At 42.9% G+C, this 15353-nt stretch carries 11 protein-coding genes; 6 read left to right on the top strand and 5 right to left on the bottom strand.

From position 1 onward, the window contains the following. Positions 1-15: 15 nt before the first annotated feature. The 4 genes from ACKGJO_RS10665 to frr form a co-directional block, all read right to left on the bottom strand. Complete coding sequence (locus tag ACKGJO_RS10665; RefSeq protein WP_411323425.1) at positions 16-282, bottom strand: energy transducer TonB; 267 nt, start codon at positions 280-282, stop codon at positions 16-18. A 151-nt stretch (positions 283-433) separates the two neighbouring features. Continuing rightward, on the bottom strand, positions 434-1366 hold the full coding sequence (locus tag ACKGJO_RS10660; protein WP_411323424.1) for a tetratricopeptide repeat protein: 933 nt from the start codon (positions 1364-1366) through the stop codon (positions 434-436). 503 nt (positions 1367-1869) lie between these two features. After that, positions 1870-5397 carry a chromosome segregation protein SMC gene (gene smc, locus ACKGJO_RS10655; RefSeq protein ID WP_411323423.1) on the bottom strand — a complete coding sequence of 1176 codons (3528 nt, stop codon included), beginning with the start codon at positions 5395-5397 and terminating at the stop codon, positions 1870-1872. Between the two features lie 97 nt (positions 5398-5494). Next, complete coding sequence (frr, locus tag ACKGJO_RS10650; protein ID WP_411323422.1) at positions 5495-6064, bottom strand: ribosome recycling factor; 570 nt, start codon at positions 6062-6064, stop codon at positions 5495-5497. A 303-nt stretch (positions 6065-6367) separates the two neighbouring features. Here frr and sucB point away from each other — a divergent pair, with 303 nt between their 5' ends. From sucB to ACKGJO_RS10620, 6 genes are all read left to right on the top strand, one after another. Continuing rightward, complete coding sequence (sucB, locus tag ACKGJO_RS10645; RefSeq protein ID WP_411323421.1) at positions 6368-8176, top strand: 2-oxoglutarate dehydrogenase, E2 component, dihydrolipoamide succinyltransferase; 1809 nt, start codon at positions 6368-6370, stop codon at positions 8174-8176. 154 nt (positions 8177-8330) lie between these two features. Beyond that, a complete protein-coding gene (gene panC, locus ACKGJO_RS10640) occupies positions 8331-9182 on the top strand; it encodes a pantoate--beta-alanine ligase (protein WP_411323420.1) in 852 nt (283 codons plus the stop codon). Positions 9183-9191: 9 nt separating this feature from the next. Continuing rightward, positions 9192-9614, top strand: a complete 423-nt coding sequence (gene panD, locus ACKGJO_RS10635) for an aspartate 1-decarboxylase (RefSeq protein ID WP_411323419.1) — start codon at positions 9192-9194, stop codon at positions 9612-9614. A 227-nt stretch (positions 9615-9841) separates the two neighbouring features. Then, the gene (locus ACKGJO_RS10630) at positions 9842-11101 is read left to right on the top strand and encodes an efflux RND transporter periplasmic adaptor subunit (protein WP_411323418.1); all 1260 of its coding nucleotides are present in this window, start codon (positions 9842-9844) and stop codon (positions 11099-11101) included. Positions 11102-11110: 9 nt separating this feature from the next. Then, positions 11111-12481, top strand: coding sequence for an ABC transporter permease (locus ACKGJO_RS10625; RefSeq protein WP_411323417.1), 1371 nt, complete (start codon positions 11111-11113; stop codon positions 12479-12481). Beyond that, a complete protein-coding gene (locus tag ACKGJO_RS10620) occupies positions 12474-13949 on the top strand; it encodes a TolC family protein (protein WP_411323416.1) in 1476 nt (491 codons plus the stop codon). The genes ACKGJO_RS10625 and ACKGJO_RS10620 overlap by 8 nt, the downstream gene beginning before the upstream one ends. Positions 13950-13965: 16 nt before the next feature. Here ACKGJO_RS10620 and ACKGJO_RS10615 read toward each other — a convergent pair whose 3' ends face one another. Beyond that, on the bottom strand, positions 13966-15339 hold the full coding sequence (locus tag ACKGJO_RS10615) for a dipeptidase (protein WP_411323415.1): 1374 nt from the start codon (positions 15337-15339) through the stop codon (positions 13966-13968). Positions 15340-15353 lie beyond the last annotated feature (14 nt).

Here is a 15353-nt window from a genome sequence, read left to right as displayed (position 1 = left end):
ATTCTTTGAAAAGAATTAATAAGAGACATCAATAAAATAGTTCAGGGAAAAATCTATAGTCATTTCTGTAGGAGCACCTGAACATATTCCGGATTCAATAACTAAATTATACGCTCCATTTTGGGTGGCTTTTGTCAGCTCATGATGTGGAGACTGTTCTACGGATAAAGTTTCAACAGCTTCGGTATCACTGATAAGCAATTTAAGAGTGACTCTACCTTCAATACTGCTACTTCGTAGATCTGCCGGATATTCATGTTGAGCATTCATAGCTTCTCTCATATTTGTAACCTTGGGGGTGTTTATGGTTCTTCACATCTCTCGGGAAAATCAAACTGTGACTTAGATGCAGAAGATTCACTGCTTAAACAAGCTGAAAGAATAAATGACAGGCTCAGCATCGGTAACACATTAACACTTAAACACCGTTGCACTATTCAGCCAACTCAGCTTCACTGGCGATGTATCCGAAAGCCGCCCAGTTATCAGAATCATAGACTTGCTGCCAGATCTCATTTGCTCGCTCATGACGACCATTGATATCGTGCCAGAAGCCCAATCCGTATCCAAGAGTTGAATTATCAAGTTCAGAATTTTCCCTTTCCAGTATCTGATTTTCAGTAAACACACCTTTGAAGACCATCAGCAGTTCGTAGTAGCTTGTATTTTCGATCATTGTCATGTCCTCAGAAACCTGTTCCAGGATTTTGCCGGCTTTAACATCATGACCTGCCTTCCGTAATGCCATATATTGCCAGTAGAGGAAAGCTACTTTCATATCGTTGTTCGTCGTTAGCTGTAATCCTTTCTTATATGCTTCACTGGCAAGGTTATATTCTCCTTTCAGGTAGTGAGCCAATCCCAGGTGGTACCAGGTGTTTGTCTGAAGAGAGCTTAAAGGAATGTTTTCTGTATTGGGGAGGCCATCTTGCTCCACTATGTCTTCATTTCCCTGAAATAATTCTGCAGCACGTTTGAAATCCTCTATAGCCAGATCAAACTCTCTGAGGGTGATATATCGGTGTCCACGATGCCGGTAAAGGCGTGGCTCTTCAGGGAATTCAATAATTGCCGATGAAAGCTGAACCACAGCAGTTCTGTAATCACCGGTGTAAGCCGTTTTTCGTGCCTCCCAAATATAACTGTCAACCGGTCGGTTCTGCTGCAGTGCTAATGCGCTCAGAGAATCTATTCTGCTTGATAAGGCTGCCGGCAGAGAGTCAATGCTAGTATAAAGAGTATCACCTGTGAGTGAAATGGTTTGGGCGTGATTGGGTAAACCCTCAAATCGGGTTTCTTCTTTTTTTGTCTCACAAGCAGCGAGTAACAGGATCGGTAAGAAAGAGAAAATAAATAGATGCTTCATTGAATGCAGCGGGTTGATTAAATTTTGTGCAGCCAATATAAAACGGTCTCAAACAAGTTCAACAATGAAATAAATATTACCAGAAAATAACAATTGAGTCAGTAGTTGGAAAAGATAAGTGACGTTGAGAAAAGGGTATAAAAATAGCCCGCCGATTGAGTGCCGTGGGCTTGTTTTTTTGTAACTGCTTTCAATATACGGCGGAATGGGTGCCTTGACCAAATCTATTTCACAATGTGTAACTAATAGCAAGTAATAATATATTGATATAGTATAAAACTATATTAAAGCAGGCTAATATATATTTAATTTGATATCTAAATTTTGGGATCGGCGGCGTTTGGCAGGGAAGATAATTACAGATGAGAGAATGTTATGTAAACTATGCCGCTCCGACACAGAGCGTCAGGAGCGAGGAGGTAACAAACTCCTTGTGATTCGAAGAAAAAGCTTGGGGGAATACCCTTCGTTATTAATCATTCGTCTGTTCGATATTCAATATTCTATAAAACGTCTTCCACTTCATCGAGCTTCACTCCCACCAGGCGGGAGATACCGGTTTCAGGCATGGTAACACCATACATCATCTCAGCTTTACTCATGGTCTGTTTATTATGAGTAATGATGATGAATTGAGTCTCTTCACTGAAATTCTTGATCATCTTGGCAAAGCGCTCGATGTTGGCATCATCAAGCGGAGCATCTACCTCATCCAATACACAGAAAGGAGATGGTTTCACAAGGTAGATGGCAAATAGAAGTGCAATGGCCGTCAGTGTTTTTTCGCCACCGGAAAGCTGTGAAATACCGGATGGACGTTTACCTCTTGGCTGAGCCTTGATCTCAATGCGTGCTTCCAGTGGGTCTTCGACATCTTGTTCAATAATTAGGTCGCAGTAGTCATCGGCTTCGAACAGTGTTTTGAATACTTTCTGAAAGTTGACGCGAATTTTTTCAAAGGTATCGTTGAAACGCTCGGTGGCAGTTTCGTTGATCTCATCAATAGTTTCAAGAAGCTGTTCTTCGGCTTCCTCAAGATCCATGATCTGCTCCTCATAAAAATCGAGTCGCTCTTTTTCTTCCTTATATTCTTCAATGGCCAGCGGATTAACTTCACCGATACCGTTAATTTTTTGCTTTAACCAGCTGATACGTTCCTTTGCAGCTTCAGGCGTTTTGTCTTCCGGAAGTTCCTGAGTCACCTGTTTCATCAGTATACCGTAGGTTTCCCAGATATGATCAGAGAGCGTCTGTGACTGCATTTCCATCTTTTCGCGGGCCATATCCAAATGGTGAACCAACTCCATGTTGACCTCTTTACGGCGGCGCACTTCTTTCAGCTCTTTTTCGATCTCGTTGATCTTGCCGCGCTGTTTGGCAGCGGCTTCCTCTGCTTTTTCCAAAGCAGCATCAGCCTCTTTTTTGGACTCACTGTTGGTGGTAATGGTTTCCTGAAGTTCTTTGGTGCGACCCGTCAACGTATCAATACGGGCTTTGCTTTCTTCGGTCAGTTGAGTTCGGTTCTCTATACGTTTCCTCACATTCTGAATACCGGTCTCTGCCCGTTGAACATCCCTTTCAAGGTTGTCAACCTTATTCTTCAGGTCCTGATGCTTGAGCTGAGTGTCGTTATAACGACTTTGTGCAATTGATCTCTCATCCTCAAGCGTTTCAAGAAGGTCTTTTTTCTCCTGCTGTTTTTCATCCAGCTCCAGCATTTTTTGTTGTAATTCCTTTTGCTTGGGTTGAATCGAGTTGAGTTCCTCTTGTGCCGATCCCTCACTGCTTTTGAGATGATCCTTTCGGTTGACCAGTTCACCGATATTCTTTTGGTAAACTGATACTTTCGAGCTCAGGCTTTGCTGCTGTTGTTCCAGCCGGCGAACTTCCTGTTCTTTTTCCTTGAGCATCTGGCTGAGCTTGCCAATATCAAGTTTTTCATACTTTTCAACGATCTGCTGAAGATAGGCTTCCAGTTTAACGATCTCTTTGGACGTTTTTACCTCTTCTTTCTCTAGCTTCTCGATCTTGTCTTTGAGCCCAACCCGGATACCGGCGTTTTTCTTTTTACTGCCGCTTTGGAAGAATTTATTATTTGTTACCACTTCGCCTTCAAAGGTAACACCGATCACATCCTTTTCAGATCGTGTACCTTTGTATGCTTCTTCCACTGAATCGAACACCATCACATTTCCAAGTAATAACTGCTTTAGGGCAGAATATTCCCGCTTGGTTTTTACTTCATCGAACAGGCTGCCGTCTTTAACCGGATAGGTTGCAGCCAGTTGGTCAAGGGGAATGAAAGTAGCTCGCCCTTTTTTATTTTCTTTTAGGATCTTAGCCGCGCGTTGTGCTTCGTCGAGTGTTTTTACAACCACGAAGTTTAGAACATCTCCCAAAACAGCTTCTAAAGCCACGGCATGCTTTTGATCGGTATCAAAGACCTCAGAGACGGTTGTCATATCCTTGAAATCGAATCGATGATTTTCGATCAGGTATTTAACGCTTCCCGGAAAAGCTTCATTGGAGCTGGCTAGGTCGTTCATGAGACGGATCTCTGATCCCAAAGACTCCTTTTTACTCTGAAGGGTTCTCAGTTCATCCTTGATCTCATTTTGTTTGTCTGCAAACTGTTCTCGTTTTTCGCGGGCAGTTTCAAGCTCAACTTCCAGTTCGTCACGATCACCAACCAGTTTATCCAGTTTCTTTTCGATGAGACCCTGCTCGCCGGTCATATTCTCTATCTCGTCATTCAGATCCGTAATCTCGTCATCAATGCGTTGAAGATCACCTTCAGTGTTTTCAAGGCGACTCTCAATTTTTATGCGCTTGGTTTGCAGCTGATTCAATTCGTTGTTGGTGGCACTCAGTTGAACTTCGATCTCGTATAGGTCACTGCGTTCACGGTTGTATTGCTGCTGGATCTGGCCATATTTCTTCTTGGAATCTTCGAGAGCCTTGCTCGACCTCTCCATTTCATCGTCAAAGCTTTCAAGCTTATTTCGACTTGATTCCAAAAGGTCGTTTAGTTCCTGAAGATCGTTCTTCCCGCTTTCAATGTCTTTGGCATATTCGGTGATAACTTTCTTTTCATTCTCGATCTTTTCACGGGTGATCCGGAGATTGGTATCAGCCTCGCGCAATGCGTTGTGTAGCTGACTCACCCTGCGCTGAGCTTCAGCCTGCTGTCGTTCTTTTTCGATCAGTTGGGCCCGGGCTTTTTCATCATTGGCCTCGAGCTCTTCGATCGCCTTGGCGATCTCACGTTTTTCTTTATCGGCATTGGCGATTCGTTCCTTCAGTGGCTCCAGCTCTTCCTTTATCTTGTTGAAATCATGGAGCGTCAGGGCTTTATCAAGCTGCTCAAGTTCGTCTTTATAGATCTTGGCTTTTTCAGCTTTTTCAGCTTGTATTTCGAGCGAACGGGCTTTCTTTCTCAGCTCAACTAAAAGGTCATCAACGCGCTGAAGGTCCTTACGGGTAGATTCGAGTTTGCGAAGTGTCTTTTTGCGCTGATCTTTGTATTTGGTAACTCCTGCCGCTTCTTCAAATAAACGCCGGCGATCGTTGTTCTTATCATTCAGGATCTCCTCAACCATTTTGAGCTCAATTACGGAGTAGGCATCCGATCCCATACCGGTATCCATAAATAGCTCCATAATATCCTTTAGGCGACAGCTTGTTCCGTTGATCAGGTACTCACTGTCACCGGACCTGTACAGTCTCCTTGAAATAGTAACCTCACTGTATTCTATGGGAAGAATGCCTTTGTCATTTACAAAAGTGAGGGATACCTCAGCCATTCCAAGTGCTTTCTTCTTAGCTGTTCCATTAAAGATCACATTAGCCATTGCTGAAGAACGAAGAAGAGAGGGTCTTTGCTCACCCAAAACCCACCGAAGGGCATCTACGATATTAGATTTACCACACCCGTTCGGCCCCACGATCGAAGTGATACCACTGTCAAACTTAACCTTGGTCTTATGAGCAAAGCTCTTAAAACCCTGTAATTCTAATTCGGATATATACATTGAATGGTGTTACGGTGCATTAAGTGTTACTGTGTTACAGTGTTAAGGTGTAAAGTATATTGCACCTTAACACTGTAACACCTATGTACTGAAACACCTATACCGTCATAATTTCTTTTTCTTTTTTCTCGAGCATCTCTTCCACCTTAGCGATATAGCTATCGGTCAGTTTTTGGATCTCGTCTTCAGCCTCATATTTGGAATCTTCGGAAAGGGACTCACTTTCTACCGTTTTTTTTACGGCATCATTAGCATTTCGGCGTGAGTTACGAATACTTATACGGGCCTGCTCAGCGATGTCCTTGGAGTGTTTTACAAGCTCCTTGCGACGCTCTTCTGTTAAAACAGGCAGAGGGATCAGGATACGGTCTCCGTCATTACTTGGGTTCAAACCAAGGCCGGCCGACATGATCGCTTTTTCAATATCTTCCATTGCAGAACGATCGTATGGCTGAACTACCAGTAATCTGGGTTCAGGTGCGCCAACGCTAGCAAGTTGCTGAAGGGGTGTTTTTGAGCCGTAGTAGTCAACCTTGATGCCTTCAAGCAGAGCTGGGCTGGCCTTTCCGGCCCGGACATGAGAAAGTTCTTTTTTGAAAAAGCCGGTGGCTTCTTCCATATGCATTTCAGCTTCGTCAATAATTTCTTGTAATTCTTGCGGTATCATAATGCCAGGGCTATTTTAAATAGTGTTTGACTAAAACACGAAGTTAATAAAATCAGAAGTGAGGACAAACCCCCAAGAATGCCGAATTTGGAGAAGGTTAAGACAACATTGTTTTAAGAAATACGGTCTCATCTTGTAATGCTGCATGTTTTGAAGCTTAAAAAGGCAAAAGGTTGAAAAAAGCGCTTTTCCGCTTTTTTAAAGTACGATACTAATTTTGAACTAATTGGAATAATCCTGAACTTTAGGGTCCGTTTAAAAATCCCCCAAACCGCCTTACAGGCAGCAAAACAAAACAATTTTATGGCGAAGGTAGAAGTGGTAATGCCCCAAATGGGCGAATCAGTAATGGAAGGCACCGTAATCGAGTGGACCAAGCAGGTTGGTGACACTGTAGAAGTAGATGAGACGCTGCTGGAGGTTGCTACTGATAAGGTTGATACCGAAGTCCCATCACCGGAAGCCGGAGTGCTCGTAGAGATCCTGGCTGAGGAAGGTGATGTTGTTGAAGTTGGGAATGCTATTGCCATTATTGAAACGGATGCTGATGCTGCCGGCGATGTGTCTTCCGGTAATTCATCTGATGAAGCTGAATCTGATTCAGGAGAAGCAGAAGTTCAGGAGGAAGAGTCTGAATCACAGGAAGAAGAAACCGAAGAGGGTAATGAGCCTGGTGAACAAGAATCCACTCCCGCGGCAACAGGTGATGATGAAGGTGAACGGATAGAAGTTCAAATGCCCCAAATGGGTGAGTCTGTTGTTGAAGCTACCGTGATTGGGTGGAATAAAGAGGTGGGCGATGAAGTTGAGGAAGACGAAACCCTCCTTGAAATATCTACTGATAAAGTTGACAGTGAGGTACCGTCACCTGCATCAGGTACTTTGGTTGAGATCCTCGCTGAAGAAAATGACACTATCGAAGTAGGCCAGACAATTGCGGTGATTGCGACGGGTGAAGGTGCGGCTGCCTCAGCCGGAGGTTCTTCTGCTCCAAAGAAAGACCAAAAAGAAGAGACTTCATCTGCTGAAAAACAAAGTGAGCCGGCAGAAACATCTGAAAACGGAAGTTCCGGCGGTTCAGAACCACAAAGAATGGGCAGTGACGGAAGGTTTTATTCTCCATTGGTTCGTTCTATTGCTAAGGAAGAAGGAATCAGTCAGGAAGAACTTGAAAATATTGAGGGATCCGGTCAAAATGGACGTGTTTCCAAACAGGATATTCTCTCCTATGTAGAAGATAAGAAAGCAGGCAAGGTCTCTGCCCCTGAACCACAGAAACAGAAAGCCTCATCGGGTGGTGGGTTAAGCAAACCAACATCTAAGTCCAAGTCTTCATCCGATTCCAGTAAATCGATATCTGCAGGTAAACTTGATGTTAAGCATTCACCATCGGGTGATGTGGAGGTCATCAAGATGGATCGTATGCGTAAGATGATCGCTGAACACATGGTCAAGTCTAAGCAGACCTCTGCTCACGTCACTACTTTTGCAGAGGTGGACGTGACCGATATGGTGAAGTGGAGAAATGCTAATAAAGCTGAATTCCAGGAGAAAACCGGTACGCGCCTGACATTTACACCATTGTTTGTTGAAGCTATAATCAAAGCCATGCTGGAATACCCTCTGATCAACAGCTCTGTTGTTGGTGATGAGATCCATGTGAAAAAAGATATCAATTTCGGTCTTGCCGTTGCATTGGGTGAAGGCGGTGAAGGCGGCCTAATCGTTCCTGTTATCAAGAAAGCTCAGGAGAAGAATCTGGTCGGGCTTGCCAACTCAGTGAATGAGGTAGCTCATAAAGCAAGAAGTAAACAGTTGAGTCCCGATGATCTGGTAGGAGGTACTGTTACCATGACAAATTATGGAAGTGTCGGAAATCTGATGGGAACACCGATCATAAACCAGCCTCAGGTTGCTATAATTGGAACCGGTGCCATAGAAAAGCGTCCGGTTGTGATGGAAACTGAAGACGGAGATGTGATCGCGATCCGACAGATGATGTTTTTATCTATGAGTTATGATCATCGAATTATTGACGGTGCCCATGGTGGTGCCTTCCTGAACAGGATCAAAGAGATCCTGGAGAATTTCGATAGAAATCGTTCAGTCTGATAAGTAAATCGCAATATGATTCTTTAAAAAGCGCTCTGAAAGGGGCGCTTTTTTTGGTTGCCAGAGAGTGCGCACTCTCGGCATCTTTACTTCAGTAAATAAATTCTTACTTTAACCGCCCTCAATTATAGCTTATATCACTCATTTTAATTGTATGATACAGTGTAAGACCATCGAAGAAATCAGGAAACAGGTACGTCACCTGAAAAAGGAAGGTAAAACCGTTGCATTTGTTCCAACCATGGGCGCATTACATAAAGGGCACCTTTCACTCATTCGATCCGCTAAAGCACATGCAGATGAGGTGGTAGTTTCCATTTATGTAAACCCTGAGCAGTTTGGACCTAACGAAGATTTTGAAGACTATCCACGACAGCTGGAAAATGATATTCGATCTTGCGAAAATGAAGATGTGACCATTGTTTTCACTCCTAATGATGAGATCATGTATGGCTCAGGTAAAAAATTCCTTTCCATACAGGTTCATGAACTCAATGAATATATGGACGGGGGCAGCAGGCCGGGTTTTTTTGAGGGTATTGTTCTGGTTGTAAATAAGCTCTTTAACATTGTTGAACCTGATTTTGCAGTATTTGGTCAAAAAGATATTCAGCAGGTTCAGATCATCAGGCAGATGGTCGAAGAATTTAATCATGCTGTAAAGATTGTTACGGCTCCTACTGAAAGAGCCGAAGATGGTTTAGCATTAAGCAGCCGAAATGCTTATCTGAACCGGGAACAGCGAATAGTTGCCCCCTACCTTTATTCGGCACTTAAAAGGGTTGAGGAAAAGATCCGGAATGGATTGCTGGAGCCAAAAGCAATGTTGAATAAACAGCAGAAGGAACTTAAAGCGAAAGGCTTCGAAAATGATTATCTTAATATGTTTTCCTATGAAACCATGAAGCCGGTCGGTAAACTGGAAAAAGGCAAAACATACATATTGGCCGGCGCAGCTTATTTGGGTAAAACGCGACTCATCGACAACATAATTTTAGATCTCTGATATAGTATAATGAAAATCACGATGTTCAAATCTAAACTGCACCAGATGGCAGTTACTGAAGCTAACCTTATGTATGAAGGCAGTATTACAATAGATCAGGATCTGTTGGATGCAGCTAATCTATTGCCCTACGAAAAAGTTCAGGTATTGAATATTACCAATGGTGCCAGACTTGAAACCTATACTATTCCCGGTGAAAGGGGGAGTCGTGTTTGTTGCTTAAATGGCGCTGCAGCACGATTGACTCATGTTGGAGATCGTATCATTGTGATTAGCTATGCAGAAATGACTCCGGAAGAAGCTAAAGAGCATAAACCAAAGGTTGTGATTGTTGATGAAAACAATGATCCTAAAGAAATTTTGGAGAATACCACTCACGGCACATCCTATGACCTTGAAACCGGTATGGTCGACAATACATTGGTAGAATAACGGACGACTTTTCTTATTATCCGTAATATATTGGTTGCAGATCTGTTTTTAGGAACAGCACTTCATATTCTGTTTTTCAATTTTTTATAACTGCGGATGCAAGTTTTATGGGAACATGGTATCTAATTCATGATTCAGATAACCTGAGTTTTTAAAACTAATTTTATAGTATATTTATTTGAATTGGAATCCTTTAGGTTCCGGATTATTAAATCAGAATGCATCACATGAAGAAAAAATACTGGATACCAATAAGTGCAATTGCACTCATACTCATCAGCTGGATGATGCTTGGGGGTGATACAGACGATTCGGTTATGTTAACTGCTACACCAAAAAATGGTGAATTTGTTGTTGATGTAACCACCACAGGTGAATTAAGAGCAAAAAATTCAGTAGAAATACGGGGTCCACAAGGTGGGCGTGATGTACGATTATTCAATCTAACCATACAGAGATTAATACCTGAAGGGACCATTGTCGAAAAAGGTGACTTTGTTGCAGAGCTTGATCGCTCAGAAATAACAGGACGACTTCAGGATGCTATGCTGGAATTGCAGCAGGCTCAATCTCAGGTTACTCAGGTTTCTTTGGATAGTACACTTACTCTTTCTCAAGCTCGTGATAATCTGATCAACCTTGAGTATGCAGTTGAAGAACGACAAATTGTTCTTGATCAGTCAAAATATGAATCTCCAGCAGTACAAAGGCAGGCAGAAATTGATCTGGATAAAGCACGCCGACAGCTTGAGCAGGAAAAAAAGAATTATGTGACCAAGGTAAAGCAGGCCGAAGCACAAATGAGTGAGGTTGAAGCTGATCTGCAGGAGGAACAAAATGAAGTGGATAAGATCCGCGATTTGATGCAGGAGTTTACGGTTCGCGCACCGGCAAACGGTATGATTATTTACCGAAGAATGAACAATAATTCAAAAGTGTCTGAAGGTAGTGAAATAAGTGCCTGGAACCCTACTGTGGCAGAATTACCTGATTTTTCAGTAATGGAGTCGGTTACTTATGTCAATGAGGTAGATGTTCAGAAAGTATCTTCAGGACAAAATGTGGTTATTGGTCTTGACGCGATACAGAATAAAACATTGACCGGAAATGTAACAAGTGTTGCCAATATTGGCGAACAAAGGTCAGGCTCAAATTCAAAGGTCTACGAGGTCGTGATAGAGATAAATAAATCGGATTCTACACTAAGGCCGGCAATGACCACAAGTAATCGAATCATCGTTGACGAACTTGATGATGTCATGTTTGTGCCATTAGAAACTATCCATGTTGAGGATTCTACAAGTTTTGTATTCAGGCAGGCGGGTCTTTCAACAGTTATGCAACAAGTGCATCTGGGTCTCATGAATGAGAACGAGGTGGTTGTTCATCGCGGCTTATCTCTGGATGATGTGATCTATCTATCAGTGCCTGATGATACAGCAGGTGTTGACAGGATCTACCTGGAAGAAGCAATCACATCAAATTAAGGACTAGTTTTGTTCCAGAAAATACTCTATAACTTTGACATTGCTCTTGAGGCTATTCAGCGAAATAAACTAAGATCGTTTCTGACGTCACTTGGTATTATTTTTGGCGTGTCTTCTGTGATAGCAATGCTGGCAATTGGTAATGGTGCACAGCAGGAAGTTCTGACTCAAATGCAGTTACTTGGAACCAACAATGTGATCGTTCAGCCTGTTGTTGAGCAGAGGCAAGGAACAGTGGGCGATGGTGAGCAACAGCAGCAAAGCCAAAAGTTCTCACCGGGATTAACTATGGAAGATCTCACAAGCATCAGAAAGCTTATTCCTGAAGTAGAAAAGTTAAGTCCTGAGATCGTCTACGAAACTAACTTTATTCGTGAAGCGCGAATGAGAACCGGTAAACTTGTTGGAGTGAATACAGATTATTTCGATATCAGTAATTTCAACATAGTAGAAGGGAATAACTTCAGTGAGATACAGATCAACCAGGCAGATCCTGTTTGTGTGATCGGTTATGATGTAAAAACCCGATTTTTTGCGGGTGAAGATCCAATTGGGGAGAAGATAAAAGTTGGTCACTTGTGGCTGACAGTAGTGGGAGTACTTGAGAAAAAGGAAGTTTCAACTGAAAATATTGAAAACCTGGGGATTCGAAATTTTAACCTGGATATATACGCTCCGGTAACAACTGTACTTTTGCGTTTCAGAAACCGGGCAGTGGTGACTTCCAATGATCTGCAACAAAATGGTAGTTCAACGGTGGTTATGGGCGGAGGAATGATGATCTTTTCATCCGGAAGCAGCTCTTCAGGCGATGCCGGCGATGGAAACTACAATCAACTTGACCGGCTCATCGTAAAAGTATCAGATACAAAATTCAGCGGCACTATTGCCGAGATCCTATCCAGAATGCTGAAGAGAAGGCATAACAATGTGGTCGATTTCGAGATCATAGTGCCGGAGCAGCTTCTGCAGCAGGAACAACAAACCAAACGTATTTTCAATATTGTTCTATCTACTATTGCCTCGATTTCATTGATAGTGGGTGGTATTGGTATCATGAATATTATGTTGGCTTCTGTGGTGGAACGGTTCCGGGAGATCGGGGTGAGAATGGCTGTCGGAGCACAGAAAAAAGATATAGAACTACAGTTTCTGACCGAAGCTCTCACCATCAGTATAACCGGAGGGTTTCTGGGGATAGTGCTGGGGTTAGCTTTCAGTTATGTGATTGAGGCAACCGCTGATATTGCAACTATCGTTACGCCAATTTCAATATTCATATCATTTGGAGTGGCCGTTTTGATCGGAGTGGTATTTGGTTACTATCCCGCCAAACGAGCTGCTATGCATGATCCTGTACACGCTTTGCGCCATGAATAAAATCTTATTTCTTATTATTGCTTTAGTCGGATCACTTGTATTGCCTACAAGTCTTCAGGCTCAGACACAGAGAACTCTAACACTTGAAGAAAGTATCGAGATCGCCAAAGACTCGAGTCCCCTTGCCAGAGCAGCAAATTTCGAACTGATCTCATCCAAATGGAGGTACCGCTCATTCAGGGCAGATCTGTTGCCAAGTCTTAGTTTAAGCGGTGATGCACCAAACTATAATAAATCGATCTTTTCCAATATTCAGGACAATGGATCGCTCATATTTTCATCCAGAACGCAGTCTGAGGCATCGGTTGATCTTAGCATTCAACAAAGTATTATGCCTACAGGAGGTAATTTATCATTATCGAGTGGAATAACCCGGCTTGGTATCTTTGAGGGAGAGAATACGTATCTGTGGCAGAGCACTCCCTTGGTGGCCACCTATCGCCAACCATTATTTCAGTTCAATAGCTTGAAATGGAGAAACCGCACGGAACCATTAAGATATGAGATCGCTCAAAAGCAATATGTGGAAGATATGGAAGATCTGGCATTCACCACTGCCCAGAGTTTCTTTGACTTTCTGCTGGCTAAGATCAATGTGGAGGTAGCTGACTTTAATGTCACCGTGAATGATTCGATCTACAACATATCACAGGGTCGTTATCAGGTGGGTAGTATCGCGGAAAATGACCTCTTGCAAAGTGAATTGCAGTTGCGTAATGCAGAAACCTCGCTGACCACTGCTACACTGAACTTTCAACGCGCGGAAGAAAATTTTAAAGCTCTATTGGGTATTCCCGATGGTGTAGACATAGAAGTTTTGGCTCCGGAAGAAGCACCCGAATTGAATATTGATGTGGATAAAGCTCTAGGCTTGGCTCAGAAAAACAACAGCACGGCCCTTGAGTTTCAACTGAGTGAAATTCAAGCTAATCAGGCTTATGATCAGGCTAAAAAGGCTGCGGGATTTTCAGCCACCATACAAGCCAGTTACGGATTGAATCAAACTTCCGAGGACTTTGATCGATTATATGAGGACCCACAAAACAGGCAATTTTTCTCTGTAGGATTTCAGGTTCCTATATTTAATTGGGGAAAGAATACCGCTGAAATTCAGGCAGCAAGGAATCAGCAGGCCGCAACGGCAAATACGATCACTTATCAAAAGCTCCAGTTCGATCTAAATGTGAGAAGTACAGTGAGGGAGTTTTCACAACTTCAAAATCAGGTAGAATTGGCAAAACAGTCGGATGAGATCGCAGAAAGAAGATACGATGTGGCCAAGAACCGTTACCTCATCGGTAAAATTGATGTGACGAACCTGTTCATAGCTCAGAATGAAAAAGACAGTGCCCGACGTAGTTATATACAGGCACTCCGAAATTACTGGACGGGCTATTACAACTTAAGACGCCTTACCCTTTATGATTTCCAGGCCGATAGTCCCATCGTCATAAACGATGAGAACTAACTAACCGATCAAATTCTTATTCAGCGTATTCGGGAAGTATTTCAAGGAATCTTGCAGAGGTTTTAATGCCTCTGTGAAAATCTTTGATCGCAAACTTCTCATTCGGTGAGTGAATAGCATCACTTGTCAGACCGAAGCCCATCAAAATGGACTCGACGCCAAGAACTCTCTTAAAATCAGATACGATAGGTATAGAACCACCTTCGCGGGAGAAAAGTACTTCTTTATTGTATATGTCTTCAAAAGCTTGTGCACCTGCTTTCAGCCCATAAAAGTCGAGATCAGTAACTGATGGCTGACCGCCATGGTGTTCAGATACTTTAACCGTTACTGTATCCGGTGCCAGAGATTGAATATGTTTAGTAAAAATCTCAGCGATATCTTTGGGATCTTGGTCAGGTACCAGTCTCATGCTGATCTTGGCATTTGCCTTAGATGGCAGTACCGTTTTTGCACCTTCTTTCGTATAACCGCCCCAGATTCCATTTACATCCAGCGTAGGACGGGCAGAAGCTCTTTCCAATATGCTGTATCCTTTCTCACCGTGTACAGCTTTAATATCCAGAGATTTCTTGTATTCCTCTTCATCAAAAGGAAGTTGTTTGTATGCATCGCGATCGGCTTTAGTCAGGGCAATTACCTTATCATAGAAGCCCGGTATTTGTATCACACCATTTTCGTCTTTAAGCTTGGCTATGATTTCACATAAAACATTTACAGGATTTTCAACGGCACCGCCATACACACCGGAATGCAGGTCACGGTTAGGTCCAACTACTTCCACCTCCATATATGCAAGGCCTCTCAAGCCATATGTAATAGAGGGCTGGTCTTCGGCAAACATGGCCGTATCTGAAATCAGAACCATATCGCATGAAAGCAGGTCTTTATGTTCTTCAATGAATGGGATAAGGCTGGGTGAACCGATCTCTTCTTCACCTTCCAGAATGAACTTCACATTGACCGGTAATTCAGTACCTGACTTTCTGAAAGCCTCGACGGCTTTGATGTGAGTGTATGATTGACCCTTGTCGTCACTCGATCCGCGGGCATAGATGTTTCCATCACGTACAGTAGGCTCAAAGGCTGGGGAGTTCCATAATTCATCAGGGTCGGAAGGTTGAACATCATAGTGACCATAGATGAGGACTGTAGGCTTATCTTCGTGCGGGCAGTACTCAGCATAAACTATAGGATTGCCGGCAGTCTCGAACTTTTTGACCGTATCTAGCTCAAGATCCTCCAGCTGATTGATAAGGTAGTGGGCTGCTTTTTCGACCTCTCCTTTTTTATCAGAATCAGTGCTTATGCTTGGTATGCGCAACAGTTCGAATAATTCAGTTAAAAAACGATCGATGTGCTGATCAATGTAATCTTGAGTTTTGCTCATGGTCTTGATACGTA

The organism is Gracilimonas qinghaiensis (genome assembly GCF_046602855.1).
Classification (GTDB): domain Bacteria; phylum Bacteroidota; class Rhodothermia; order Balneolales; family Balneolaceae; genus Gracilimonas.
This window is presented reverse-complemented; position numbering and strand designations above follow the sequence as displayed.

What these genes read in the sequence shown, in the direction of transcription:
- ACKGJO_RS10630 (WP_411323418.1), top strand. Translation starts at nt 9,842, where the DNA reads ATGAAGAAAAAATACTGGATACCAATAAGTGCAATTGCACTCATACTC.
- ACKGJO_RS10665 (WP_411323425.1), bottom strand. Translation starts at nt 282, where the DNA reads ATGAGAGAAGCTATGAATGCTCAACATGAATATCCGGCAGATCTACGA.
- panC (WP_411323420.1), top strand. Translation starts at nt 8,331, where the DNA reads ATGATACAGTGTAAGACCATCGAAGAAATCAGGAAACAGGTACGTCAC.
- sucB (WP_411323421.1), top strand. Translation starts at nt 6,368, where the DNA reads ATGGCGAAGGTAGAAGTGGTAATGCCCCAAATGGGCGAATCAGTAATG.
- smc (WP_411323423.1), bottom strand. Translation starts at nt 5,397, where the DNA reads ATGTATATATCCGAATTAGAATTACAGGGTTTTAAGAGCTTTGCTCAT.
- ACKGJO_RS10660 (WP_411323424.1), bottom strand. Translation starts at nt 1,366, where the DNA reads ATGAAGCATCTATTTATTTTCTCTTTCTTACCGATCCTGTTACTCGCT.
- ACKGJO_RS10620 (WP_411323416.1), top strand. Translation starts at nt 12,474, where the DNA reads ATGAATAAAATCTTATTTCTTATTATTGCTTTAGTCGGATCACTTGTA.
- panD (WP_411323419.1), top strand. Translation starts at nt 9,192, where the DNA reads ATGAAAATCACGATGTTCAAATCTAAACTGCACCAGATGGCAGTTACT.
- ACKGJO_RS10615 (WP_411323415.1), bottom strand. Translation starts at nt 15,339, where the DNA reads ATGAGCAAAACTCAAGATTACATTGATCAGCACATCGATCGTTTTTTA.
- frr (WP_411323422.1), bottom strand. Translation starts at nt 6,064, where the DNA reads ATGATACCGCAAGAATTACAAGAAATTATTGACGAAGCTGAAATGCAT.